Raw genomic sequence first — 23133 nt, forward strand, 5'->3', positions numbered from 1 at the left:
CCCCCGCGGGGCGTGGGTGTTGCTGGGGCGCGCGGGCGCGGCCCCGCCCCCCCGCCGGGCCTGGCGCTGTGTCGGGGCGGGGCCGGGCACCGGCCCAGCGTAGACCCCACTGTGGGGGGGGGCCCCCCCCCCCCCCGCCCCGGGCGGCCCCCACAACTCAAGTCTCGGCGTCAGGTGGAGGGGCGGAGGTGGCGAGGGGTCAGACGCCCGTGCGGACCGTCTTGACGTTGTTCGCCTGGGCGCGCGGGCGCACCACCAGCAGGTCGACGTTGACGTGCGCCGGGCGGGTCAGCGTCCAGGCGATCACGTCGGCGATGTCGTCGGCCACCAGCGGCATGTACCCCTCGTAGACGGCGGCGGCGCGGTCGGCGTCGCCCTCGAACCGCACGAGCGAGAACTCCTCGGTGGCCACGGCGCCCGGCGCGATCTGCACCACGCGCAGCGGCTCCCCCGCGATCTCCCAGCGCAGCGTCGTGGCGAGCATCCGCTCCGCGTGCTTGGCGGCGGTGTAGCCGGCGCCGCCCTCGTACGCGTCGTGCGCCGCCGTGGAGGTCACGACGACGACGTCGGACCCGCCGGTGCGCTGCGCCGACTCCCGCAGCAGCGGCAGCAGCGCCTTGGTCACCCGCAGCGTGCCGAGCACGTTGAGCTCGTACATGCGCCGCCAGCCCTCGAGGTCGGCGTCCTCGACCCGGTCCAGGCCGAGCGCGCCGCCGGCGTTGTTGACGACGGCGTCGAGCCCGCCGGTCGCGCGCAGGTGCTCCACCAGCGCGGCGACGGCGTCGTCGTCGGTGACGTCGAGCGGGAACGCCTCCGCGCCGGTCTCCGCCGCGAGCGCCGCGAGCCGGTCGGCGCGGCGGGCGGCGACGACGACGCGCCAGCCCTCGGCGGCCAGGCGGCGGGCCGTGGCGGCGCCGATGCCGGACGACGCCCCGGTGACCAGGACGCGGCGGCCGGCGTCGGGGGCGCCGGCAGCCTCGACAGGCGCGGCGGCGGGCTCGGGGGTGCTCTCGGCGGGGGTGCTCGTCATGGTCCGCACCCTAGCCGCGCGACCTCCGGCGCCCCGGCCTCGCCCGCCCACCGGCCCCGGCACGAATTTGCGCCAGGCCCTGGATCGCCGGGCCCGCCGGGCGCAGGCTGGAACGGTCGTCATCTCGCCACCGTCCGAAGGAGGACACCATGACGACCTCCCCCTCTGCCACCGTCCCCGCGGAGCTGCTGGAGACGGTCCGCACCAAGCACCGGGCCCTGTGGGCCTCGGGCGACTACCCCGCCGTCGTCGCGAACGCGGTCGCCGGCCTCGGTCCCGTGCTGGTCGAGGCGTGCCGGCTGCGTCCCGGCGAGACCGTGCTCGACGTCGGCGCCGGCTCCGGGAACGCCGCCATCCCCGCCGCCCTCGCGGGCGCGGACGTCGTCGCCTCCGACCTCACGCCCGAGCTCCTCGAGGTGGGCCGCCAGCTGGCCGCCGACCAGGGCGCGCAGCTGCGCTGGGAGCAGGCCGACGCCCACGCCCTGCCCTACCCGGACGGGGCCTTCGACGTCGTGATGTCCTGCATCGGCGTGATGTTCGCGCCGTTCCACCAGCTGGCGGCGGACGAGCTGCTGCGCGTCACCCGGCACGGCGGCCGGGTCGGCGTGCTGTCGTGGACGCCCGACGGCTTCATCGGCGAGCTGTTCGCGACCCTGCGCCCGTACGCGCCCCCGCCCCCGCCCGGCGCGCAGCCGCCGCCCCTGTGGGGCGACGAGTCGCACGTGCGGGACCTCTTCGGCGACCGCGTGCGCCACCTGCACGCGGAGACCCGCACGCTGACGGTGGACCGGTTCGCCAGCGGCGCGGAGCTGCGCGACTTCTTCAAGGCGGCGTACGGGCCGATGATCGCCACGTACCGCAACGTCGGCGACGACGCCGAGCGCACGCGGCAGCTCGACGAGGAGCTCGCGGCCCTCGGCGACCGGTACCTGCGCGGCTCGGACGGCGGCAGCACGATGGAGTGGGAGTACCTGCTGGTGACGGCCGAGCGCCGCTGAGCCGCGGGCAGGAGGGCGGCAGGCGCAGGCGCAGGCGCGGCGCCGACCCGACGACGGTAGGCTCGGCGACGGACCGCGGGCCGCGCATCTGGCCCGACGGCGCGACCCGTGCGTTGGGGCCGCGGGTCCGCGGACGCGAGATGGCGCGTCGGTCAGCCACCCGGCATCGTCAGCCACCCCTGGAGTCACTCGCGTGCGCCTGCGCCCCCACCTGCCCGCCGCCCTCGCCACCACCGCCTCCGCCGGCCTGGTCCTCGCCCTCGCCGCGTGCGGCACCAGCTCGGCCGGCGCCGACGCGGGCACCGCGGCGAGCCCCGCGGCGCCGACGTCGGACGCCCCCGTCGCCACCACCTACCCGGTGACGCTCGACAACTGCGGGTTCGCGGTGACGATCGACGCCGCGCCGCAGCGCGTGGTGACGATCAAGTCGTCGACGGCGGAGACGCTGCTGGCGCTGGGCCTGGGTGACCGGATCGTCGGCTCGGCCTACCTCGACGGCCCGCTGCCGGACTCGCTCGCCGACGCCGCCCGCGGCACCGCCGTCGAGCAGCCGTTCAGCGACGAGGTGCCCGGCACCGAGGCGACGCTCGCCCTCGAGCCGGACCTGGTCTACGCCGGCTGGGAGTCGAACGTGACGGCCGACGGCGCGGGCGACCGCGGCACGCTCGAGCAGCTCGGCGTGGACACCTACGTCTCCCCGTCGGCGTGCAAGGGCGAGGGGTACATGCCCGACCCGCTGACGTTCGACAAGGTCTTCGCCGAGATCGCAGAGGTCGGCGAGGTCTTCGACGTCAACCCGGCGGCGACCGACCTCGTCGCCGCGCAGCGCGAGACGCTCGCGAGCGTCACGCCGGACGACCGCGGCCTGACCGCCCTGTGGTACTCCTCGGGCGACGACATGCCGTACGTCGGCGCGGGCATCGGCGCGCCGCAGATGATCCTCGACGCCGTCGGGCTCGAGAACGTCGCGGCCGACGTGCACGACACCTGGACGTCGATGTCGTGGGAGCAGGTCGTCGCCGACGACCCCGACGTCATCGTGCTGGTCGACGCGACGTGGAACAGCGCCGAGGACAAGGTCGCCCGCCTCGAGGCCAACCCGGCCACCGCCGAGCTCACCGCCGTGCGCGAGCACCGCTACCTCACCGTGCCGTTCCCGGCGACCGAGGCCGGCGTGCGCAACGTCGACGCCGTCGTCGACCTCGCCGCGCAGCTGCGGGAGCTGGACCTGCCGTGACCGGAGCGACGGCCGGCCCCGGGCCCGGCACGACGGCGGGTGCGCCGGCGGGCGCCCGCCGCACCGGGCTGTGGGCCACCGTCGCCGCCGTCGCGCTGCTCGCGTCGGTCGTGCTGGCGGTGGCCGTGGGCCCGGCCGACCTCGCGCCCGGCGACGTGTGGCGCTCGGTCGCCACGCACCTGGGCCTGGGCGACGTGCTCGGCCTCGCACCCCTGGACCGGCTGCCCGACGCGATGGTGTGGCAGCTGCGGCTGCCGCGCGTGCTCACCGCCGCCGCGGTGGGCGCCGGGCTGGCGGTGTGCGGCGTCGTCATGCAGTCGCTGACCCGCAACCCGCTGGCCGACCCCTACCTGCTGGGCCTGTCCTCCGGCGCGTCGCTCGGCGCCGCGGCGGTGCTGGTGCTGGGCGTCACGGTGCTGCTGCCGGTCGCGGCGTTCGTCGGCGCGACGGCGGCGCTGGTCGCCACGCTGGCGCTGGCCGCGGCGTCCGGGCGCGGCGGCGGCGTCGCGCCGGCCCGCACGGTGCTCGCGGGCCTCGCCGTCGGGCAGCTGGCCGCGGCGGCGACGAGCTTCGTCATCTTCTGGTCGGCCAAGGGCGACCAGTACCGCGAGATCCTGTCCTGGCTCATGGGCTCGGTGGCCGGCGCGACCTGGACGTCGGTGGCCGTGGCCGGCGGCGCGGTGCTCGTGCTCGGCACGGCGCTGGCGTGCACCGGGTCGCTGCTGGACGCGTTCACCTTCGGCGACACCGCCGCCGCCGCGCTCGGTGTGCCGGTGGCGCGGGTGCGCTGGGTCCTGCTGGTCGGGGTCGCGCTGCTGACCGGCGCGCTGGTGTCGCAGTCGGGCTCCGTCGGGTTCGTCGGGCTGATCCTGCCGCACGCCGTGCGGCTGCTGGTCGGCGCCCGGCACCGGGCGCTGCTGCCGCTGTCGGCGCTGGCCGGCGGCACGTTCCTGGTGTGGGCCGACACCCTCGCGCGCACGGTGTTCGAGCCGCGCGAGCTGCCCGTCGGCATCGTCACCGCCGCGATCGGCGCGCCGGTCTTCGGCGCGCTGCTGTGGAGGGGGCGGGCCCGTGCCTGAGCTGCCCACGGCCGGCACGACGACGGTCGACGACCGCGCCGCCGTCCCCGCGCGCCGTGCCGTCGACACCGGTCCCGCCGACGCCGCCGCGCCCACCGGCCTGGCCGCCGAGCGGGTCGTCTGGGGCGTCGACGGCCGGCTGGTCCTCGACGGCGTCGACGTCACCGCTCCCCCGGGCGCCGTGACCGGCCTGCTCGGGCCCAACGGCGCGGGCAAGTCGACGCTGCTGCGCGTCGTCGCCGGCGTGCAGCGCCCCGACGGCGGCCGGGTGCTGCTGACGGGCGGCGACGACGACGGCGCGGACCTGCTCGCGATGCCGCGCCGCCGCCGGGCCCGCACCCTGGCGTTCGTGGAGCAGGACGCCGCCACGGACCTGCCGGTCACGGTGCTCGACGCCGTGCTGCTCGGGCGCACCCCGCACCGCTCGTGGCTCGCAGGCGACTCCCCCGACGACCGGGACGTCGCCCGGGCGGCGCTCGCCCGCGCGGGCGCGGCGCACCTGGCCGACCGAGAGGTCACCACCCTGTCCGGCGGCGAGCGCCAGCGGGTCCACCTCGCCCGCGCGCTGGCCCAGCGGCCGCGCGTGCTGCTGCTCGACGAGCCGACCAACCACCTCGACGTCGCCGCCCAGCTCGCCACGCTGCGGCTGGTGCGCTCGCTGGCCGACGACGGCGTCACCGTGCTCGCCGCGCTGCACGACCTCACGCTGGCCGCCGGCACGTGCGACCACCTCGTGCTGCTCGCCCCCGGGCGCGACGGCGGCGGCGGGCGGGTCGTGGCGGCGGGGCCGGTGGACGAGGTGCTCGTGCCCGAGGTCGTCGACCCGGTCTACGGGGTGCGCACCACGGTGCTGCGGCACCCGCGCACGGGGCGGCCGGTGCTGGCGTTCGACTGACCGACGCGCGACCGAGGGCGCGCGCCGTCGTCCTCGGGCGCGCGCCCTCGTCGACGGGCGACGCGGCTCAGCAGTCGGCGTGGCCCGGGGCGCACCAGCGGTGGCCCACGTCGACCACCAGCCGCGAGCCGTGCCCCGGCCCGTCCACCACGAACGCGCGGAACGGCAGCCGCGCCCGCACCCCCAGCCCGATCGTCGTCACGCCCTCGAAGCTGCCGGCCCACACGACGTCGCGGAAGGTGCGGTAGCCCGTGGTGTTGACCAGCCTGCCGCCCGGGCCGACGAAGAACTCGTCGGTGGGCGCGACGCCGACCCGCGCGACGACCTCCAGGCGCGCCCCGCCGCGGACCGGCACGACCTTCCCGGAGCCGTCGGCGACGACGCGGCTGACGTAGCGCACCGACCAGCCGGTGAGCCGCCGGTCGACGTCGAGCACGAGCCGGTCGAAGCAGGCGTGCCGCCCGGCGCGGACGTCGGTGAGCTGCCCGCGGGACATGCCGGGGTCGCTCTTGGCGAGCGAGCTCCAGCTCTGCCCGCAGTAGGGATGGGCCGCGGCCGACGGGGCGACGAGCACCGTCCCGGTGAACAGCAGCGACAGGACGGCCAACCAGGCAAGGATGCGACGGCGCATGGTGCACTTCCTTAGTACAGAGACAAGAGTCCTCCTGTACACAGGCGCCGTCAACGGCCTCGTCGCAGCCCGTCGGCCAGAATGTGCCCATGACCTCCGCCCTGTGGCTCACCGGCGACGCCGACACCGACCAGCTGCTCTCCGACGACCCGTTCGCGCTGCTGGTCGGCATGCTGCTCGACCAGCAGTACCCGATGGAGCACGCCTTCGCCGGGCCCCGCAAGATCCGTGACCGGATGGGCACGCTGGACCCGCGCGCGATCGCCGACGCCGACCCCGACGCCTTCGTCACGATGGCCACGACGCCGCCGGCGATCCACCGCTACGGCCGATCGATGGCGGGCCGCGTGCAGGCGGTGGCGCGCGCCGTCGTCGACGACTACGACGGCGACGTGACACGGATCTGGACGGCGCCCGGCGCGGCCGGCGACGCGCCGAGCGGCGCGGAGGTGCTGAAGCGGCTCGAGGCGCTCCCCGGGTTCGGCAAGCAGAAGGCGCAGATCTTTCTCGCGCTGCTGGGCAAGCAGCGCGGCGTCACCCCGGCGGGCTGGCGCGAGGCCGCCGGGCACTACGGCGACGAGGGCTCGTTCCGCTCGATCGCCGACGTGACCAGCGCGGACACCATGGTCAAGGTGCGCGAGTTCAAGAAGGCGCAGAAGGCCGCGGCCAAGCAGACGGCGACCGCGAAGGCCTGAGCCTCTCCCGCGCCCCCGCTCGCGGGGGGCGTCGCGGCGGCACCAGACCTCACCCGCTGAACCGCCGATCCGGGCGCGCGTGGGGTGGACGTGCGTGTCATCCTGCTAGGACCAGGCGACCAGTCCGGGGGGAGCTGGCCGTGCACCCAATGCAGGGATCGTTGGGAGTCGCCATGGATGACAAGCTCAAGCTCGCCGCACTCGTGCTCGGCGGGTACCTGCTGGGCAGGACGAAGCGGATGAAGACGGCGCTCGCCCTCGCCGCGGCGGTCGCAGGCAAGGGGATGACCGGCGGTGACGCGCTCAAGGGCGGGGTCGGCGGAGCGCTGGGCGGCCTGAGCGGGGTGCGGGACCAGCTCATGCAGTCGCCGGAGATGCAGAAGCTCACCGAACAGCTCACCGGCAAGCTCGTCGACGCCGCCAAGATGGCCGCCGTCGCCGCCGCCACCAAGGGTGTCGACTCGATCAGCTCGAACATCCAGGCGCGCACCGACCGCCTCAACGAGGCGGCCGCCGAGGCGGTCGGCAAGGCGACCGGTGCCACCGGCGAGACCGCCGAGGCCGCGGGCGGCGCGGCGGCGGGCGCAGGCAAGGCCGCGGCAGGCGCGGGCAGGTCCGCCGCGAAGGGGGCCAAGGGAGCGGCCGGCAAGATGACCGGTGGAGCGCTCGGCGGGCGCGAGAAGCAGGAGGACGAGACCGCCGAGGACCAGGCACCGGAGGACGAAGGTGCCGAGGACCAGGGCTACGAGGACCAGGCGGAAGGCGACGAGGGCTACGAGGACGAGCCCTACGACGACGAGGCCGCCGAGGACGAGGCTCCCGAGGACGAGGGCGAGGCCCCTGGCGACGAGGCCGACGACCAGGACTACGACTACGAGGGGGAAGCGCCCGGCGACGAGGCCGACGCCGACGAGGACTACGAGGACGAGGGCGAAGCGCCCGACGACGAGGCCCCGCAGGACGAGGCCCCGCAGGACGAGGACGAGTCGGCGGACGACGACGGCGAGCAGGCCGGCGCCGTCGACACCGACGGGGCCACGCCGCACGGCCGCGACGCGCAGCGGTCCCCGCAGGAGCGGGCCGCCGGACGTCGTTCGACGCCGCGCCCCGGTTCGCGGGCGCGCTCGTCGAGCGGTTCCGCCTCGACGGCGGAGCGCGTCAGCGGCACCACCGAGAGGCCGCAGCCACCGCGGCGACGCCGGCCCACCGGCTCGGGCCGCTCGAGCTGATCAGGGAACGGGCGAAGGAGCAGCGCCATGAGCGAGAAGACCCTCAAGCCCGACGTGCCGAAGCCCGGCCTGGGCCTCCCGCTGTCCATCCTCAAGAAGGCGGCGGGCGGCTACGCGAAGGCGATGGGCGGACGGGCCGTGAACCGGTTGACCGACAGCGCCAGCTCGCTGACCGACCGCCTGACCTCGTTCGCCGAGGGTGGTGACGGCAAGGAGAAGGCCAAGGGCGCGGGCACGAGCGACGACAAGGCCCAGGACCAGACGACGGACGCGCCCCCGAGCGACACCCAGGGCGACGCCCAGGACGACGGCGGCAAGAGCCCGTCGATCGCCGAGAACTTCGCGAGCAAGATCGCGGAGGGCGAGTCCCCGGTCAAGGCCGGCCTGTCCGCGCTGGGCACCGGGGTGAAGGACAAGGTCAAGGGCCTCTTCGGCCGGGGCGGCGGCAAGGGCGGCGGCCGCAAGAAGTTCAAGTTCAACAACATCGTCGAGACGTTCGACGTCGGCGCCCCGGTCGACATCGTCTATGACGCCTGGACCACCTACGACCAGTGGCCCGACTTCATGAAGAAGCTCGAGCGGGCCGAGGTCAACCCGGACGAGGGCAAGGGGAAGTTCAAGGGCCAGGTCTTCTGGTCGCACCGCGAGTGGGACACCACGATCAAGGAGCAGGTGCCCGACCGGCGCATCGTCTGGGAGTCCGGCGGCCCCAAGGGGCACATCAGCGGCGCGGTGACCTTCCACGAGCTCGCCGAGGAGCTGACGCGCATCGTGGTCGTCCTCGAGTACTACCCGCAGGGCTTCATGGAGAAGACCGCCAACATCTGGCGGGCGGCCAACCGGCGGGTGCGGCTCGAGCTGAAGCTGTTCGTGCGCCACGTCATGACCGACACGGTGCTGCACCCCGAGGACGTCGAGGGCTACCACGCGGAGATCCACGACAAGGAGATCGTGCGCAGCCACGACGACGTCATGGCCGAGCGCGAGGCCGACGAGGAGGGCTCCGAGGAGGAGGGCTCCGAGGAGGAGGGCACCGACGAGTCGGAGTACGACGACGAGTACGCCGGGTCCGAGGAGGGCGCGCCGGAGGGCGACGAGTACGGGGACGACGAGTACGCGTCCGACGAGGACGAGGAGGACCGCCCCGACGGCGAGGCCGGCGGCGACTACGCCGAGGAGGACTACGCCGAGGAGGAGGCCGCCGAGTACGACGACGAGGGCGGCGACGAGGCCGAGGACGAGAGCGACGAGGAGGCGACGACGCAGGAGCCCGCGCCCCGACGCGGTCGGGGCCGACGGTAACGCCGGGAGCTGGCAGCCGAAGGAGGAACCATGAGTGCGGTCACCACCACCCGCAGCGGCGGGTACCTCGATCGTCCGTCGTCCGCCTCGTTGGCCGACGTCATCAACATCATCCTCGACAAGGGCATCGTCATCGACATCTTCGTGCGGGTCTCGGTGGTCGGCATCGAGCTGATCACCATCGACGCCCGCATCGTCATCGCGAGCGTGGACACCTACCTGCGGTTCGCCGAGGCCACCAACCGGCTCGACCTCACGCAGACCGGCGGCAAGGACCTCACCGAGCTGACGGAGGGCATGATGCGCGGCGGCGCCCGCGGGAAGACCAGCGGGATGATCGACTCGGTCAAGGAGGCGTTCTCCCGCGACGATGACGACGACGACGGCGGGCGGCAGGAGGAACCGCGGCGGCGCCGGCCCGCGCGGCAGGAGCGGTGATGAGCGCTCAGGTGTCCTCGGGCGTCGGGACGCAGGTGGCGGGGCTGTACCTCTACGGCATCGCGCCGCGCCGCACCCGGCTCCCCCGCGATCTCACCGGCCTCCACGGCGCGCCCGTGCGGCTCGTGCCGCTCGGCGAGGTCGCCGCGCTGGTGTCGGACCTCGACGGGCGGGCCGTGGTCGGTCTGCCCGCCGAGGTCCGCGACTACGTGGCGGTGCTCGACGCCGTCGCCGCCACCGGGCCGGTGCTGCCGGTCCGGTTCGGCACCACGGTGGACGACGCCGCGGACATGGGCGCCGCGTTCCCCGCGCCGCAGCAGCGCGAGCACGCCGACCGGCTCCGCGAGCTCGCCGACGCCGTGCAGCTGACCGTCCGCGCCCGGTTCGTCCAGGACGCGGTCATCGCGCAGCTGGTCGAGGAGGAGCCGGAGATCCGGCGGCTGCGGGAGCAGACCCGCGAGCACCTCGAGGAGGAGACGTACCGGGCGCGCATCCGACTGGGCGAGCTGGTCGTGGCGGGCTTCGACCGCAAGCGCGCCGAGTATGCGGCCACGCTGGAGGCCGCCGCCGCGCCGCACGCGGTCGAGGTGCGGCAGCGGCCCACGTCGCAGGTGGACGACGTCGCCGAGCTGGCGGCGCTCGTGCCGCGCGGCGCGGTGCAGGCGTTCGAGGACGCGCTCGAGGCGTACGCCGCCGGCACGGCGGGCATCGTCGCGGTGCGGCTCGTGGGGCCGCAGGCGCCGTACGACTTCGTCGAGGGGGCCTGAGATGGGGCTGCTCAGCGGGCTCCTGTCGCTGCCGCTCGCCCCGGTGCGGGGCACCATCTGGGTGGCCGAGCAGGTGAAGCGCGAGGCCGAGCGGGTCTACTACGACCCCGGCAGCATCCGCCGGCAGCTCGAGGACGTCGAGCGGGCCCGCGAGGAGGGCGCGCTCGACGACGCCGAGGCCGACGCGCTGGAGGAGCAGCTCGTGGCGCGGCTGATCGAGGCCAACCGGCGCGAGCGGGAGGGGCAGCCGTGAGCGACACCGAGGCACGAGGGGCGAGGCGGGCGCCGGAGCGGCGCCCCCGGCGGCGGCCGGAGGAGTCCGACCGTCCGCGGCGGCGTGAGCCACCGCCGCGCGCCGAGCGGCCCGGGCGGCGCGGAGGCTCGGGCGACGACGCGGAGGAACCGCAGCGTCGGCGGCGGCCGGAGCAGTCCGCCGAGGGGCGTGGACGTCCCGCGGAGGAGAAGCGCCCGAAGCCGTCCGAGCGCCCGACGGACGAGGAGAGCCCCGAGAGCCCCGAGAGCCCGGACAGCCCGGACAGCCCCGAGAGCCCGGACAGTGCGGAGAGCCCGGAGGACGAGGCCTATGGGAAGGAGGAGGCGTCGCCGCGGAGCGGGTCGGAGGGCGATGACCGCGACGACGGTGCGCGGCGCGGGTCGAGCCGGCCGCGGCTCGGGGCCGGCGAGGCGGCCCGGCGGGCGCGGGAAGAGCTCGACGCGCTGATCCGCCATGCGGTCGAGGGCGTCGTCGCTGTCGGGCGCAGCGACGACGGATGGATCGTCACCCTCGACGTGGTCGAGGACCCGCACGTGCCGAGCAGCTCGGACGTGCTGGCGGAGTACGAGGTCAGGCTCGACGAGGAGGGCCAGCTGCTCGGCTACCGGCGCGGCCGGCGGTTCGTGCGCGGCCGGGTGGAGGACTGAGCGGGCCGCGGCGTCGCGACGGGGCGGGCCGGCCTCAGCCGGCGCGACGCGGGGCGGCCCGGTGGACGAAGGGCGACCCATGACCGTGGTAGGTGGCGGCCCGGGCCGGGCCATGGAGCCCCAGCGCGAGCGCGAGGGGACGCTGGCGCACGTCATCGAGACGCTGCTGGACAAGGGGCTGGTGCTCAACGCCGACATCATGGTGTCGGTCGCCGGGGTGGAGCTGCTGGGCATCCGCATCCGGGCGGCGCTGGCGTCCTTCGACACGGCGGCGCGGTACGGGCTCGAGTTCCCGTCCGGCACGAACACCGACACCGTCGCCTGGCGCGCGGCCACCGAGGCCAAGGAGACCTGCCCGAGCTGCGGCAAGGCCTCCCCCACCCGGCAGCTGCTCGAGGAGTACTGCCCGTGGTGCGGCTGGCAGAGCGCCCACGCGCTGCGGGGCGGGCGTGCCGAGGAGATCGCCGGCCACGAGCCCGAGGAGGCGCACCGCGATGGCTGAGGCGCTGGAGCCGACCCGCGACCTGCGCGCGACGCTGCCCGACCTCGTCGACGCGCTGCTCGACAAGGGCGTCTACCTCGACCTGGACCTCATCATCACGGTCGCCGACATCCCCCTCATCGGCGTCAACCTGCGCGCCACCGTCGCGGGCATCGAGACGATGCTCGAGCACGGGATGATGCGCCGCTGGGACGCCCAGACCCGCGAGTGGGTCCGCCGCTCGGTGACCCGGCAGCTGCCGCTCGCCGACGACGAGGACGTCGTCGCGCGCATGGCCGGCGGGCACCGGCTCCAGGAGCCGGCCCCGCTCTGGCGGCCCGGCACGGTCTACCTCACCACGCGGCGGCTGCTGGTCTGGCGCGCGGAGCCGCGCGAGCTGCTCTGGCAGGCCGACCTGGCCGACGTCGTCGGCGTCTCGCTGCGCACCGAGCCGTCCGTCGGCGGCGAGGACCGCACCCGCGTCGTCATCGAGACGCCCGCGGGCGAGACGGTGCTCTCCGCCGCGGCGCCGGAGCGGCTGCGCGACCTGCTCGTCGAGCACGGCGCCCGCCCCACGACGGCGCGGCCGGCGCGCGGCGAGCCCGCTCCCCTGCTGCGCGAGCACACCTGGTACCTCGAGCAGCTCGCCGGGCGCAGCACGTGGCGCGGCGGCACGGCGGTGCTCGACGCGGACGGGGTGCTCACCTGGCAGGGCGCCCTGGACGGCCGCCCCGCGGTGCGCCTGCGCCCCGAGGACATCGCGTCGGTCGACGTCGAGCGCGACCGGTCGCCGGTGGGCCGGCAGGTCGTCGTCGTGCGGGCGCGCGCCGACGACGGCGCCGCGGCCGCCGTGCGGCTCGCGACGGCGGACGCGACCCGCCTCGCGCAGGCGGTCGCCGACGTCGCGGGGCGGCGCGCGCTGGAGCCGACGGGAGGGTCGCGATGACGCTGCGGGTGGACGAGAGCAGCCTCAAGAACGGGGTGCTGACGCTGGTCGTGACGCTGGTCGAGGTGATCCAGGAGGCGCTGGAGCACCAGGCGCTGCGGCGCATCGAGGGCGGCGACCTCACCGAGGAGGAGCAGGAGCGGCTCGGCCAGGCGTTGCTCGACCTCGACGACGCCCTGGAGCAGATCAAGGCCGACCACGGCCTCACCACCTCGGTCGCGGAGCTGCACCGCGGCCTGGACGACGTGGTCGACGAGCTCGTGGACAAGCTGGTCAACCCGGCGCGGTGGGCCGAGCAGGCGCGGCGGGAGGGCGAGTGAGCACCCCGGGCCCGGCGAGCCTCGAGCGGCCGATGGCCACCGTCACCGGCCTGTACGTCTACGCCGTCGTGGCGGGTGCGCCGACCGAGCTCGGCACGGGCATCGACGGCGCACGCCTGGACGCCGTGCACGCCGCGGGCGTCGCCGCCGTCGTGCACCGGCACGCCGGCGGGCCGTACCAGGGCGCCGACGACGACGTGCGGCGCTGGATCGTGGAGCACAGCGACGTCGTCGACCGGCTCTGGCAGGAGGGCGTGCCGGTGCTGCCGATGAGCTTCAACGTCATCGTGGCGCCCGGTGAGGACGACGACGGCGACGGCGGCGAGGACACCGACGCGTCGGCACGCCGCCGGCTCGAGCGGTGGCTCACCACCCATGCGGCGGACTTGCGCGCGCGGCTCGACGCGCTGCGCGGCCGGGTGGAGCTGCGCGTCGACGTCGCGCTCGACCAGCACGCCGTCGCCGAGCGCGACGAGGCGGCCCGGGCCGTGCAGGCGGAGCTGGAGACCAAGCCGCCGGGCGTGCAGCGGCTGCTGCGCCGGCGGCTGGACGCGCTCGAGCGCCAGGCCGCCGACGCCCTCGCCGACGAGTTGTACCCCACCCTGCGCCGCCGGCTCGCGGGGATCTCCGAGGAGCTGACGGAGAACCGCCGCGCCCGGCCCGAGGAGGGGCAGGTGCCGGTGCTCGCCGTGTCGCTGCTCGTGGCCCGCGAGGCGATGCCGAGCGTGGGCCGCGAGCTCGCCGCGGTGCGGGACGAGCAGCCCGCCGCGCGGATCCGGTACCTCGGCCCGTGGCCGCCGTACTCGTTCGCCGACGTGCCGGGCCTCGAGGTGCCCGGCAGCGAGGGAACGAGCACCGCTTCACCGAGCACCGCTTCGCCGAGCACCGCTTCGCCGAGCACCGCTTCGCCGAGCACCGCTGCCCCGGGCACCGAGGTGTCCGACAGGTCCGTTCCGTCCTAGAGTTGAAACATGAACGACGCCGCGTCCTCCCCGTCCGACCGCCCGGAGCACGCGAAGGGCGGCACGTACACGGTCAAGGGCCAGGAGTACGTGCGCGACCAGCGGTACATCCCCACCCGCATCACGCGCGACGGCGGCGCGTCCGACGGCGGGCACGACGCGGCGTCGGACACCTACCCCGTCGAGCCCGGCCGCTACCGCCTTGTCGCGGCGCGGGCGTGCCCGTGGGCCAACCGCAGCATCATCGTGCGGCGCCTGCTCGGCCTGGAGGACGCGATCAGCCTCGGCCTGCCCGGCCCCACGCACGACGAGCGCAGCTGGACCTTCGACCTCGACCCGGACGGCAAGGACCCGGTGCTCGGCATCGAGCGGCTGCAGGAGGCGTTCTTCAAGCGCGACCCCGGGTACCCGCGCGGCATCACCGTGCCGGCGATCGTCGACACGCGCGACGGCGCCGTCGTCACCAACGACTTCGCGCAGATCACGCTCGACCTCATGACCGAGTGGGCCGAGCACCACCGCGAGGGCGCGCCGCGGCTGCTGCCCGACGACCCCGACGAGCGGGCCGAGATGGACGCGGTGATGCAGCGCGTCTACACCGAGGTGAACAACGGCGTGTACCGGTGCGGGTTCGCCGGGTCGCAGGAGGCGTACGAGGCCGCCTACGACCGGCTGTTCACCGCGCTCGACTGGCTCGAGGAGCGGCTGGCCGACCGGCGCTACCTCATGGGCGACCACCTCACCGAGGCGGACGTGCGGCTGTTCACCACGCTGGTGCGGTTCGACGCCGTCTACCACGGGCACTTCAAGTGCAACCGCAACAAGCTCACCGAGATGCCGCACCTGTGGGCCCACGCCCGCGACCTGTTCCAGACGCCGGGCTTCGGCGACACGGTCGACTTCGTGCAGATCAAGCGGCACTACTACGTGGTCCACAATGACATCAACCCGACGCAGATCGTGCCCGCCGGGCCCGCGCTGGACGGGTGGCTGGAGCCGCACGGCCGCGAGCGCCTGGGCGACAAGACCTGGGGCGACGGCGGCACCGCGCCCGGCCCGGTCCGCGGGGGCGAGCGGGTGGCCGCGGGGCACAACCCGCTGTACGCGGCCTGACGCGACGCGGATAGTCCTCAGCCCCTCGACACGGCGGGGCAGCACGCCGCAGGGTGGTGAGGTGGTCGCCATCCCGCGGCGCCGTCGGGGCACCGGTCCCGACCGGCGCAGCCTCCCCGGCCCGGAGCCGGGTGCTCGGTCCTGATCGCCGCTCGACCTCACGGCAACGGTGCCGTGCCCGAGGACGGAACCCATGACGACGCTGCTCCCCGCTCCCCGCCCGTCCCGCCGCCGCGACGCCCGCCGGGCGCCGCTGGCCCGCCGTCTCGCCCGTGTCTGCGCGCTGGCCGCCGGCCTCGTGCTGGCCGCCCCGCTCGCGCTCAGCGCCGCGGCCGCAGCGGACAGGACCGCACCGGCCAGGACCGCCGCCACCGGCGACGACCCGGGCGCGCTCACCGCCTCGCTCTACGCCGTCTCCCTCTACACCGCTGCCGACGCCGGCGGGCCGCCGTTGCTGCCGCCCCCGGCCCGGGTCGCCCCGGCCGACGCCGGGGTGCCGGCGGACGCGCTCGACGACGGCGCCGCCCGGCCGGACGAGGACGGCGCGGCCAGGCCCGGCGTCGCCGTGCTGAGCTCGGACGAGGGCCACGACACCGGCCTGACGGACGGCACCTTCACCGTGACGGCCACCCTGTGGTGGGGCGAGAACGGCGACCGGTTCCGGCTCTACCGCGACGGGGTGCTGGTCGACTCGGTGCCGCTGACCGCCAGCTCACCGCGCGCCCAGGTGGTGTCCGTGCCGGTCACCGGGCTGCCGGACGACACGTACACGTTCACCGGCGAGCTGGAGAACGCGCACGGCGTCACGGCGACGACGCCGCTGACCGTCCGGGTCACCGACGCCTCCCCCGGCGTGCCGCAGCTGAGCGTCGCCGACCAGGCCCACGACGGGTCCTACACCCTCACCGCCAGCCTGTGGTGGGGCACCAACGCCACGGCCTACCGGTTCCTCGAGGACGGGGTCGTGGTCGGGGCCGGCACGCTGACCGCGCGGACGCCGAGCGCCCAGCACGCGAGCGTGCGCCTGACCGGGAAGGCGCCGGGCTCGTACGTGTACACCGTCGAGCTCCTCAACGCCGCCGGCGCCACGTCGAGCACGCCGCTGGTCGTCGACGTCGGGCGCTGACCGCGCCTCGATGACCGCGCCTCGGGCGCTGGGCCGCGGTCAGCCGCCGACGGTGACCTCGCCCGCGCCGAGCGCCTGCCGGGCCAGCGCGACGCCGACGCGCGTGGGGAAGTCGCCCGGATAGCCGCGCCCGTCCGGGTGGAAGCCGCCCAGGCGCTCCAGCAGCACCCGGGTGGGCCGCGCCGCGGCGCGCACGTCGGCGAAGTCGACCTCGTCCAGGTGCGCCGCGTCCCCGCCGAGCGAGGCGAGCGCCCGCCCGGTGCGCTCGTCGCGGTCGACGAGGAAGCCGCGCTCGGCGAGCGGGTCGCCCGGCCCGGTGGCGCGGGCCGCCGCGCCGAACGCCGCCCCGGTGCCGGCGCCCGCGCCGCGCGGCAGCGCGCCGTCGGACCCCGCGAGCCGCAGCAGCAGGACGGCGCCGGCGTCCTGCAGGTCGGGGTCGTCGCCCACCGGCAGGCCCGCGGCGATCCGGTCCCACAGGGTGCGGGGGTCGTCGACGACGGCGAGCGCGTCGGCCGTGGCGGTGAGCCGGCCGCGCTCGGCCGCGAGCAGGCCGAGGTCGGTGAGCACCTCGCGGAACCACAGCACGGGCCGCACGTCCTCCTCGCCGGCGAGGTCCGCGCCGTCGGTGCCCGGGACCGGCTCGTCGAGCCCGAGCCGTGCCGCCGCCTCGTGCACGAGGCCGGGCTCGAGGGAGCCGTCGCCCGTGAGCGGCACCCCCTCGGCGCCGACCCGCCGCACGAGCCAGGCGGCGTCGTCGACCGCACCGGCCACCTCGGCGGCGGACAGCCGCACCGGCGCGGCGCGCAGCACGTCGCGGTAGAGGCTGAGCAGGGCGGTCGGGTCGGCGGCGCGGTCGAGCAGGCTCCGGAGCAGCGGCGGCGCGGCCTCGGCCAGCGTCCACACGCCGGCGACCAGCCGGGCAGCGGCGGCGACGTCGAACTCGTCGAGGGCGGCGAGGATCTCGGCCGGGGCGAGGCCCGGGTACTCGGCCGCGAGCGCCTCGGCCACCTCGTCGGGCACGCGCCGGCCGTGCAGCAGCATGGCGGCGGCGTCGCGCACGACGTCGTAGCCGACGACGCCGCCGACGTCCTCGGGCGGGCAGGCGCGGGCGCCGTCGAGCAGCCGGACGGCGGGACCGTCGTCGTCACCCATCTGCCGGGCGGGTGCGGGCCGCACCTCCTCGAGCCGGACGGTGTGCCGCCAGGCGTCCGCGAGGCCGTAGACGTAGCCGACCGTGTCACCCGGGCGGGCGAGCACCTCGTCGAGCCGGACGCCGGACTCCGGCCGGCCTTCGAACACGTGCCGGCGCGTGCCCGACCAGCCCATCGCCAGCTGGAGCGCGCGGTGCAGGTCCCGCAGCGGCAGGTCGGCCGGGACCTCGAGGCGGCGCCACACGGGCGGCGCGATCTCGTCGAGCTGCACGTGCAGGCGGTAGCGGGCTGCGGTGCTCACCGCAGCATCCAAGCAGCGGGTCCGTGGAGGCGCGAGCGTCCGTGCGCGCCGGGCGGCGTGCCGGACGGGCTCAGTCGCCCGCGATGACGCCGGCCGCCCGCAGCCGGGCGAGCGCCGGCTCCAGCGGGACGGCGTGCCGGGTGCCGCGGTGGCCCAACGTCGTCGTCGCGGTGAACACCGAGTCGAGCAGTGCCTCCTCGACGGCGTCCATGGTCGCGGCGAACAGCGGGTCGAGGTGGGCGTCGGCGAGGAGCGGCGCGTCCGGGGCGGCGGTGCTGAACGCGAGCGCGTAGTCGCCGCTGCCGTGGGAGAAGTCGGCGCCGACGTGACCCATGGCGAAGACTGCGCGACGCGCGACGCGGGTCAGGCGGCGGGCGTCGAGCGGGGCGTCGGTGGCGACGACGATCATGCAGGAGTTGCCGTCCTCGACGCCGTTGGCGCTCTCCGCCGCGCGCTCCTCCTCGGCGAGCAGCTCTGCGGCCGGCAGCGGCACGCCGCGCACGGTCAGCGTGCCGCCGAAGTTGCTCTGCACCAGCGCGCCGACCGTGTGCGCTCGCCCGGCGACGTCGACCACGCGCGAGGCCGTGCCGACGCCGCCCTTGTAGCCGAGCGCCGCCGTGCCGGTGCCCGCGCCGACGCTGCCGGTCGCCACCGGCCCGAACGTGGCGCCGTCGAGCGCGGCCAGCACGTGCGCCTCGGTGACGGGGCGGGCGCGAATCTCGGACAGCAGGCCGTCGTTGGTCTCCCCCACCACCGGGTTGAGCGTGCGCACGTCCTCGTGGCCGGGACGGGCGAGCATCCAGGTGGTCAGCGCGTCGGCGGCGCGGAACGCCGAGAGCGTCGCGGTGAGCACGATCGGGGTCTCGATCGCGCCGAGCTCCGCGAGCTGCGTGGCGCCGACGAGCTTGCCGAAGCCGTTGCCGACGAACAGGCCGCACGGCAGGGTGGCGCGCTCGCGGCCGGGCAGGCCGAGGCCGAGCTGGTCGGGCACGACGGCGGTGACGCCCGTGTGGACGCGGTCGCCGTCGTGGACGGTGGTGTGGCCGACGCGGACGCCGGCGACGTCGGTGATCGCGTCGTGCGTGCCGGTCGCCAGCGGGCCGACGAGGATCCCGAGGTGGCGGACGCGGGGGCGGGGCTGGTGGAGGCCGGCGCTCACTCCCCCACCCCACCACGGACCTCGGCGCGCACCCACGCCAGGTAGGCAGGGTTGCCGCCGACCACCGGCGTGCGCACCACCTCGGGCACGTCGTACGGGTGATGCTCGACCAGGAACGCCTCGAGCGCGTTGGCCCGCGCCTGCGTCGTCTTGAGCGTGGCGCGCCACTCGTCGGCCGTCTCGAGGGTGCCCTGCCACCAGTAGGTGCTGGTGATCGGCCCCTCGACCTGGGCGCACGCGGCCAGGCGCGCGGCGACCGCGTCGCGCGCGAGCGCCGTCAGGACGTCGGCGTCGTCCGCGGTGGTGGTGACCTGCACGACATCGTCGAGTGCCATGCGTCCATTGTCGCTGGTCAGTGCCCCGGAACGCCCCCATGTGGGGTTCATCGCGAGCGGGACCCGACACCGCGCCGACTACCCTCATGACCGTGGCAACCTTCTCCGCAGTGACTCGGCAGCACATCCTCAAGGCCCTCGCGGAGTACGACGACCGCGGCAAGGACGCCTTCCTCGGCGTGTACGGGTTCCAGGCCTCGCCGGCCGGCACCCTGGTGCACGAGGACAAGGTCTACGACGCCAAGGCCGTGCTCGGTGTCGCCCACCGGTACGCCACCGGCCGCGTCGCGATGGCCGAGGAGCTGGAGGGCGGCAAGGTCGACCCCGTCGCGATCCTGCGCAAGCACGGCTTCGAGGTCGCCGGCGCGCCGAAGTCGTCCGCCGCGACGCCGAAGCGGGCGCCGCGCACGCCGCGAGCAGCGGCGCCCAAGGCCGCGCCGGCCCGCCGCCCCGCGCCCGAGGACCGGCCGCTCGCGATCTGCCCCACCTGCTTCACGGCGCTGCCCGCCACGGGCGTCTGCGACGAGTGCGCCTGACGCGCTGCGCGTAGCAGCCGGCGACGGTGTCGCGCGGTTGTCGGCGTCCCGGCCTAGTGTCGGCGCCATGAACAACGGGATCTCGTCTCTCGGGAAGCAGCTACCTCGCCCCTCCCGGCAGGTACTTGTCGTCCCGAGAGGAGAGATCCCGTGGTCTTCCGCCGCTTCTATCGCCGCGCCTTCCTGAACAGGCGCGGGCACCATGCCGGCGCCTACGCGCTGGCCGAGATCGACCTGTGTGAGCCGTTCGACGAGTCCGACGGCTCCTACCGCGTCGACGCCGTCTTCACGGTCGCCGACTGCTCCCGTGTGACGACGCTGGACTTCCAGGCGCACGACGCCGCGCAGGCGGCCAACGCGCTGCACAAGGCGCGCCTGCTGCACGCGATGCTCGGCGACTTCGTCGTCGCGCTCGAGACCGCCGTCGCCGAGGCCGGGCTCGACCGTCCGCGCCGCTCGCGGCCGCGTCCCATGGCCCAGCAGCAGGCGACGGACGCGGGCTGAGCACCGCCGTCGGCCGGGCCGGTGCGCGTGGTTGGATGCCGCTCGTGCGTGCGATCGTCTTCGACCAGTTCACCGGCCCGACCGAGGTCCGCGAGGTGCCCGACCCGACCGCCCCGGCCGGCGGCGTCGTCGTGGACGTGCACGCCACCGGCCTGTGCCTCAGCGACTGGCACGCGTGGGCAGGGCACGACGACGGCATCCCCGCCCTCCCCCACGTGCCCGGCCACGAGCTCGCCGGCGTGATCAGCGCTGTCGGCGCCGGCGTCTCGGGCTGGCAGGTCGGCGACCGCGTCACCGTGCCGTTCGTGTGCGGCTGCGGCCGCTGCGAGTGGTGCGCCTCCGGCCAGGCGCAGGTCTGCCCCGACCAGACCCAGCCGGGCTTCACGCACTGGGGCTCCTACGCCGAGCAGGTGGTGCTGCACGCCGCCGACACCAACCTCGTCGCGATCCCCGACGGCGTCTCGTTCGAGACGGCGGCCGCCCTCGGCTGCCGGTTCGCGACCGCCTACCGCGCCGTCGCCGGGCGCGCCCGCGTGCAGCGCGGCGAGTGGGTCGCCGTCGTCGGGGCCGGCGGCGTCGGCCTCTCGGCGACGATGATCGCCGCCGCGCTCGGCGCCCAGGTGATCGCCGTGGACCGGCACGAGGGGGCGCTCGAGGCCGCCCGCCGCGCCGGCGCGGCGCACACCGTCCTCGCCGACGGGCGCGACGTGCCTGCCGCGATCCACGCCCTCACCGGCGGCGGCGCGCACGTGGCCATCGACGCCGTCGGCTCCGAGCAGACCTCCACCGACGCCGTCCTGAGCCTGCGCCGCCGCGGCCGGCACGTGCAGGTCGGCCTGCTGCTCGGCGACGACGCCCGCCCGCGCCTGCCGATGGGCCGGGTCATCGCCTGGGAGCTCGACCTGCTCGGCTCGCACGGCATGGCCGCCGCCGACTACCCCGAGATGCTGGCCCTCGTCGCCTCCGGCGCGCTGCGCCCGCAGGACCTCGTCGCCCGCGTCGTCGGGCTGGCGGAGGGCGCGGCGCTGCTGCCCGGGCTGCACGACGCGCGCCGGGAGGGCATGACGGTCATCGACCCGCGGCGGTAGCCCGCGTCCACGGTGAGTTCATTCGCCTTGGCTTGCCGGACTACTGGTAGATCTGCCAGCTGAACACGCCGTCCCATGTCTCAACCGTGACCTGCACGGTCCCCGCCGACCCATCTGAGCCGACGACGTCGCACTCAAAGAGGCTTCCCACCGGCGCGATCGGGTCATGGGGACACCGCACGTCGATCTCTTGGCCGTACGACTCGGCGTACGACGTCTCAATCCAGTTCTCGACGTACGGGCCGTCCATCTCTACGCCGCCGAGCGCACCGACGACAGGGGTCGAGACGAAGTACAGGAGCATCGAGACTGCCCACGCGATGGCAGGCACCCAGTTGTGCCGGGTCATCAATGTGCGACGGATGAGATAGAGCGGCACGAGGAGCGCTGCCCCCCACCACAGCCCTCCGTCGAGCCGATATCCGGCGCGCTTGAGGTTCGCCATGTCGCAGGCGATCAGGGTCCAGTTGAGCACGACAGCGACGACGAACGCCGGAGCGCTGCTCGACGAGGCGCCCGACTGCAGGAACGCGATGTCGAGGAATATGAGAATGAGCGGCACGAAGGCGAGAGTCCAGAGCGCCCAGTTCTCGACACGGAGGGCCGGTGTACCGGCAGCGCGACCATGCGGGAACGAGTACGTCGAAGCCTCGCTTGGATATCCCCGCGCTTCCGGAGCCGACCGGACAGGAGGCGACGCCGTGGCTGGACTTACCGCGGCGTGATACTGCCCGCTGTGGATCGCGCGGCCCGCGTCGTCTACCCAGAAGACCCACCCAGGCGGCGCGGGCGGCCAGCTCGGGTCGGGCCGCCATCCTGCCGGAGGGGCCCAGTTCTGCGGCGGCCTCGGCCAACCCGGCGGCGTGTTGAAGCGCAAGCTGTCTCCTGTTCGAAGGGTGAGAGGCGCCGGCGAGTCCACACGGCCACGGATGAGGATTGAAGCAGTACATCGGGGGCACCACAGGCCGATCTCCGATTTTTCACCCTGTGACTGGTTCGCCCCTTTTCCGCTGAAGTACAGGCAAAGTCGAAGGGGCGGCGCTTTCATCCACGCACGGCATGGCCGCCGCCGACTACCCCGAGATGCTGGCCCTCGTCGCCTCCGGCGCGCTGCGCCCGGAGGACCTCGTCCAACGCGTCGTCGGGCTGGCGGAGGGCGCCGCCCTGCTGCCGGGCCTGCACGACGCGCGCCGGGCCGGCATGACGGTCATCGACCCGCGGCGGTAGCCCCGGATTCACCCGGCCGAAAGGGCTGGTCAGGGCTTCTTGCGGCCGCCGCCCGCTGCCACACTGGGCGGCACCAGGCGGTCACGACGACGTGCCGCCGGGCGCACCGCCATCGCTCCCTCGACGGAGAGGCCCCGACGATGACCGCAGCGACTCCTTCCCGGCCCTCGACGCCGCCCGTCCCGTCCGCGGCGCCCGCGCCTCGCCGCTCCGTCGGCCGCCGCATCGGGACGGGCCTGGTTGCCGCGCTGCTCGCGGGCCTCGTCGGCGGGCTCGCCGCCCGGGTCCTCATGCGTCTCGCGAACCTCGTCGTCGGCGGAGAGACCGGGTTCTCCGTCCCCGGGACCGCGATCATCGTCGTGCTCTTCGTGCTCTGCGCGATCCCCGGCGCCCTCACGGTGGCCCTGGGTGCGCGGCGGACCGGCGCGGTGCTGCTCGGGCTGGGCGCGGCGTTCCTTGCCTACCAGTGCGTCCTCGTCGGGGTGCAGGACCTGGGGGCCCACCACCTGACCGGCCCGCAGACGGCCGCCGTCGTCGCCATCGCCCTGGGCTTCGCCGCGGCCGTGGTGGGCGAGGCGCTGCTGGCGTGGCGGTGGGCGACGCGCGTCAGGCGGTGAGCCGGCCGGCACGGGGGCCGGCGCGCCACGGGGCGCCGTCGCGCG

Annotated in this window: 27 protein-coding genes and 1 pseudogene; 22 read left to right on the forward strand and 6 right to left on the reverse strand. The window is 75.5% G+C overall.

The window, feature by feature from the left end:
• Nucleotides 1–199: 199 nt before the first annotated feature.
• On the reverse strand, nt 200–1030 hold the full coding sequence (locus U5M74_RS14485) for an SDR family oxidoreductase (protein ID WP_410909631.1): 831 nt from the start codon (nt 1028–1030) through the stop codon (nt 200–202).
• Nucleotides 1031–1179: 149 nt separating this feature from the next.
• Here U5M74_RS14485 and U5M74_RS14490 point away from each other — a divergent pair, with 149 nt between their 5' ends.
• The 4 genes from U5M74_RS14490 (at nt 1180) to U5M74_RS14505 (ending at nt 5239) form a co-directional block, all read left to right on the forward strand.
• Nucleotides 1180–2028, forward strand: a complete 849-nt coding sequence (locus U5M74_RS14490; protein ID WP_410909632.1) for a class I SAM-dependent methyltransferase — start codon at nt 1180–1182, stop codon at nt 2026–2028.
• 193 nt (nt 2029–2221) lie between these two features.
• Nucleotides 2222–3265 (forward strand): putative F420-0 ABC transporter substrate-binding protein, encoded by a 1044-nt coding sequence (locus U5M74_RS14495; protein ID WP_410909633.1) that lies wholly within the window; start codon nt 2222–2224, stop codon nt 3263–3265.
• The gene (locus U5M74_RS14500; protein ID WP_410909634.1) at nt 3262–4344 is read left to right on the forward strand and encodes a putative F420-0 ABC transporter permease subunit; all 1083 of its coding nucleotides are present in this window, start codon (nt 3262–3264) and stop codon (nt 4342–4344) included. The genes U5M74_RS14495 and U5M74_RS14500 overlap by 4 nt, the downstream gene beginning before the upstream one ends.
• Before the next feature lie 100 nt (nt 4345–4444).
• Nucleotides 4445–5239 (forward strand): putative F420-0 ABC transporter ATP-binding protein, encoded by a 795-nt coding sequence (locus tag U5M74_RS14505; RefSeq protein ID WP_410909680.1) that lies wholly within the window; start codon nt 4445–4447, stop codon nt 5237–5239.
• A 67-nt stretch (nt 5240–5306) separates the two neighbouring features.
• On the opposite strand, the gene U5M74_RS14510 is transcribed toward U5M74_RS14505, so the two are convergent.
• Nucleotides 5307–5870, reverse strand: coding sequence for a hypothetical protein (locus U5M74_RS14510; RefSeq protein ID WP_410909635.1), 564 nt, complete (start codon nt 5868–5870; stop codon nt 5307–5309).
• A gap of 89 nt (nt 5871–5959) precedes the next feature.
• On the opposite strand from U5M74_RS14510, the gene U5M74_RS14515 reads away from it, so the two are divergent.
• From U5M74_RS14515 to U5M74_RS14575, 13 genes and pseudogenes are all read left to right on the forward strand, one after another.
• Entirely contained in the window at nt 5960–6565 is a 606-nt protein-coding gene (locus U5M74_RS14515; protein ID WP_410909636.1) for an HhH-GPD-type base excision DNA repair protein, read from the forward strand.
• Nucleotides 6566–6738: 173 nt separating this feature from the next.
• Nucleotides 6739–7794: a hypothetical protein gene (locus U5M74_RS14520; RefSeq protein ID WP_410909637.1), complete on the forward strand. Its 1056-nt coding sequence runs from the start codon at nt 6739–6741 to the stop codon at nt 7792–7794.
• A gap of 27 nt (nt 7795–7821) precedes the next feature.
• Nucleotides 7822–9096 carry an SRPBCC family protein gene (locus tag U5M74_RS14525; RefSeq protein WP_410909638.1) on the forward strand — a complete coding sequence of 425 codons (1275 nt, stop codon included), beginning with the start codon at nt 7822–7824 and terminating at the stop codon, nt 9094–9096.
• Between the two features lie 30 nt (nt 9097–9126).
• Nucleotides 9127–9333: pseudogene (gene gvpJ / locus U5M74_RS14530) on the forward strand (gas vesicle protein GvpJ); the annotation flags it as partial.
• Between the two features lie 200 nt (nt 9334–9533).
• Nucleotides 9534–10301 (forward strand): GvpL/GvpF family gas vesicle protein, encoded by a 768-nt coding sequence (locus U5M74_RS14535; RefSeq protein WP_410909639.1) that lies wholly within the window; start codon nt 9534–9536, stop codon nt 10299–10301.
• A 1-nt stretch (nt 10302) separates the two neighbouring features.
• On the forward strand, nt 10303–10554 hold the full coding sequence (locus U5M74_RS14540; protein ID WP_410909640.1) for a gas vesicle protein GvpG: 252 nt from the start codon (nt 10303–10305) through the stop codon (nt 10552–10554).
• Nucleotides 10551–11222 (forward strand): gas vesicle protein GvpO, encoded by a 672-nt coding sequence (gvpO, locus tag U5M74_RS14545; RefSeq protein WP_410909641.1) that lies wholly within the window; start codon nt 10551–10553, stop codon nt 11220–11222. The genes U5M74_RS14540 and gvpO overlap by 4 nt, the downstream gene beginning before the upstream one ends.
• 79 nt (nt 11223–11301) lie before the next feature.
• Nucleotides 11302–11724 carry a gas vesicle protein gene (locus tag U5M74_RS14550; RefSeq protein WP_410909642.1) on the forward strand — a complete coding sequence of 141 codons (423 nt, stop codon included), beginning with the start codon at nt 11302–11304 and terminating at the stop codon, nt 11722–11724.
• Nucleotides 11717–12649: a gas vesicle protein gene (locus U5M74_RS14555; protein ID WP_410909643.1), complete on the forward strand. Its 933-nt coding sequence runs from the start codon at nt 11717–11719 to the stop codon at nt 12647–12649. Before U5M74_RS14550 ends, U5M74_RS14555 begins: the two co-directional genes overlap by 8 nt.
• Nucleotides 12646–12969, forward strand: a complete 324-nt coding sequence (locus tag U5M74_RS14560) for a gas vesicle protein K (protein WP_410909644.1) — start codon at nt 12646–12648, stop codon at nt 12967–12969. Before U5M74_RS14555 ends, U5M74_RS14560 begins: the two co-directional genes overlap by 4 nt.
• A 32-nt stretch (nt 12970–13001) precedes the next feature.
• A complete protein-coding gene (locus U5M74_RS14565; protein ID WP_410909645.1) occupies nt 13002–13931 on the forward strand; it encodes a GvpL/GvpF family gas vesicle protein in 930 nt (309 codons plus the stop codon).
• 9 nt (nt 13932–13940) lie between these two features.
• Nucleotides 13941–15044 carry a glutathione S-transferase family protein gene (locus U5M74_RS14570; protein WP_410909646.1) on the forward strand — a complete coding sequence of 368 codons (1104 nt, stop codon included), beginning with the start codon at nt 13941–13943 and terminating at the stop codon, nt 15042–15044.
• A 193-nt stretch (nt 15045–15237) separates the two neighbouring features.
• Nucleotides 15238–16170 carry a hypothetical protein gene (locus U5M74_RS14575; protein WP_410909647.1) on the forward strand — a complete coding sequence of 311 codons (933 nt, stop codon included), beginning with the start codon at nt 15238–15240 and terminating at the stop codon, nt 16168–16170.
• A 39-nt stretch (nt 16171–16209) separates the two neighbouring features.
• Here the strand turns inward: U5M74_RS14575 and U5M74_RS14580 are convergent, their stop codons facing one another.
• From U5M74_RS14580 to cutA, 3 genes are all read right to left on the reverse strand, one after another.
• Nucleotides 16210–17622, reverse strand: a complete 1413-nt coding sequence (locus U5M74_RS14580) for an IS1096 element passenger TnpR family protein (protein ID WP_410909648.1) — start codon at nt 17620–17622, stop codon at nt 16210–16212.
• Between the two features lie 70 nt (nt 17623–17692).
• On the reverse strand, nt 17693–18781 hold the full coding sequence (locus U5M74_RS14585; protein ID WP_410909649.1) for a P1 family peptidase: 1089 nt from the start codon (nt 18779–18781) through the stop codon (nt 17693–17695).
• Complete coding sequence (gene cutA / locus U5M74_RS14590) at nt 18778–19116, reverse strand: divalent-cation tolerance protein CutA (protein WP_410909650.1); 339 nt, start codon at nt 19114–19116, stop codon at nt 18778–18780. Before cutA ends, U5M74_RS14585 begins: the two co-directional genes overlap by 4 nt.
• Before the next feature lie 92 nt (nt 19117–19208).
• Here cutA and U5M74_RS14595 point away from each other — a divergent pair, with 92 nt between their 5' ends.
• From U5M74_RS14595 to U5M74_RS14605, 3 genes are all read left to right on the forward strand, one after another.
• Complete coding sequence (locus U5M74_RS14595; RefSeq protein ID WP_410909651.1) at nt 19209–19652, forward strand: hypothetical protein; 444 nt, start codon at nt 19209–19211, stop codon at nt 19650–19652.
• A 150-nt stretch (nt 19653–19802) separates the two neighbouring features.
• Entirely contained in the window at nt 19803–20156 is a 354-nt protein-coding gene (locus U5M74_RS14600; RefSeq protein ID WP_410909652.1) for a hypothetical protein, read from the forward strand.
• A gap of 44 nt (nt 20157–20200) precedes the next feature.
• Complete coding sequence (locus U5M74_RS14605) at nt 20201–21244, forward strand: zinc-dependent alcohol dehydrogenase family protein (RefSeq protein ID WP_410909653.1); 1044 nt, start codon at nt 20201–20203, stop codon at nt 21242–21244.
• A 40-nt stretch (nt 21245–21284) separates the two neighbouring features.
• Here U5M74_RS14605 and U5M74_RS14610 read toward each other — a convergent pair whose 3' ends face one another.
• Nucleotides 21285–21806, reverse strand: coding sequence for a DUF4333 domain-containing protein (locus tag U5M74_RS14610; RefSeq protein WP_410909654.1), 522 nt, complete (start codon nt 21804–21806; stop codon nt 21285–21287).
• Nucleotides 21807–22303: 497 nt separating this feature from the next.
• On the opposite strand from U5M74_RS14610, the gene U5M74_RS14615 reads away from it, so the two are divergent.
• Together U5M74_RS14615 and U5M74_RS14620 are read left to right on the forward strand one after the other, a co-directional pair.
• The gene (locus U5M74_RS14615; protein WP_410909655.1) at nt 22304–22471 is read left to right on the forward strand and encodes a hypothetical protein; all 168 of its coding nucleotides are present in this window, start codon (nt 22304–22306) and stop codon (nt 22469–22471) included.
• Between the two features lie 140 nt (nt 22472–22611).
• The gene (locus U5M74_RS14620) at nt 22612–23088 is read left to right on the forward strand and encodes a hypothetical protein (RefSeq protein WP_410909656.1); all 477 of its coding nucleotides are present in this window, start codon (nt 22612–22614) and stop codon (nt 23086–23088) included.
• Nucleotides 23089–23133 lie beyond the last annotated feature (45 nt).

Origin of the sequence: Puerhibacterium sp. TATVAM-FAB25 (genome assembly GCF_046535855.1) — a bacterium.
Taxonomy (GTDB): Bacteria; Actinomycetota; Actinomycetes; order Actinomycetales; family Cellulomonadaceae; genus Puerhibacterium; species Puerhibacterium variabilis_A.

Bases quoted from the DNA above. Each gene is read 5' to 3' on its own strand.
- U5M74_RS14615 (WP_410909655.1), top strand. From the start codon at position 22,304: ATGGCCGCCGCCGACTACCCCGAGATGCTGGCCCTCGTCGCCTCCGGC.
- U5M74_RS14550 (WP_410909642.1), top strand. From the start codon at position 11,302: ATGACCGTGGTAGGTGGCGGCCCGGGCCGGGCCATGGAGCCCCAGCGC.
- U5M74_RS14515 (WP_410909636.1), top strand. From the start codon at position 5,960: ATGACCTCCGCCCTGTGGCTCACCGGCGACGCCGACACCGACCAGCTG.
- U5M74_RS14560 (WP_410909644.1), top strand. From the start codon at position 12,646: ATGACGCTGCGGGTGGACGAGAGCAGCCTCAAGAACGGGGTGCTGACG.
- U5M74_RS14520 (WP_410909637.1), top strand. From the start codon at position 6,739: ATGGATGACAAGCTCAAGCTCGCCGCACTCGTGCTCGGCGGGTACCTG.
- U5M74_RS14555 (WP_410909643.1), top strand. From the start codon at position 11,717: ATGGCTGAGGCGCTGGAGCCGACCCGCGACCTGCGCGCGACGCTGCCC.
- U5M74_RS14540 (WP_410909640.1), top strand. From the start codon at position 10,303: ATGGGGCTGCTCAGCGGGCTCCTGTCGCTGCCGCTCGCCCCGGTGCGG.
- U5M74_RS14535 (WP_410909639.1), top strand. From the start codon at position 9,534: ATGAGCGCTCAGGTGTCCTCGGGCGTCGGGACGCAGGTGGCGGGGCTG.
- cutA (WP_410909650.1), bottom strand. From the start codon at position 19,116: ATGGCACTCGACGATGTCGTGCAGGTCACCACCACCGCGGACGACGCC.
- U5M74_RS14570 (WP_410909646.1), top strand. From the start codon at position 13,941: ATGAACGACGCCGCGTCCTCCCCGTCCGACCGCCCGGAGCACGCGAAG.
- U5M74_RS14490 (WP_410909632.1), top strand. From the start codon at position 1,180: ATGACGACCTCCCCCTCTGCCACCGTCCCCGCGGAGCTGCTGGAGACG.
- U5M74_RS14485 (WP_410909631.1), bottom strand. From the start codon at position 1,030: ATGACGAGCACCCCCGCCGAGAGCACCCCCGAGCCCGCCGCCGCGCCT.
- U5M74_RS14510 (WP_410909635.1), bottom strand. From the start codon at position 5,870: ATGCGCCGTCGCATCCTTGCCTGGTTGGCCGTCCTGTCGCTGCTGTTC.
- U5M74_RS14620 (WP_410909656.1), top strand. From the start codon at position 22,612: ATGACCGCAGCGACTCCTTCCCGGCCCTCGACGCCGCCCGTCCCGTCC.
- U5M74_RS14575 (WP_410909647.1), top strand. From the start codon at position 15,238: ATGACGACGCTGCTCCCCGCTCCCCGCCCGTCCCGCCGCCGCGACGCC.
- U5M74_RS14525 (WP_410909638.1), top strand. From the start codon at position 7,822: ATGAGCGAGAAGACCCTCAAGCCCGACGTGCCGAAGCCCGGCCTGGGC.
- U5M74_RS14565 (WP_410909645.1), top strand. From the start codon at position 13,002: ATGGCCACCGTCACCGGCCTGTACGTCTACGCCGTCGTGGCGGGTGCG.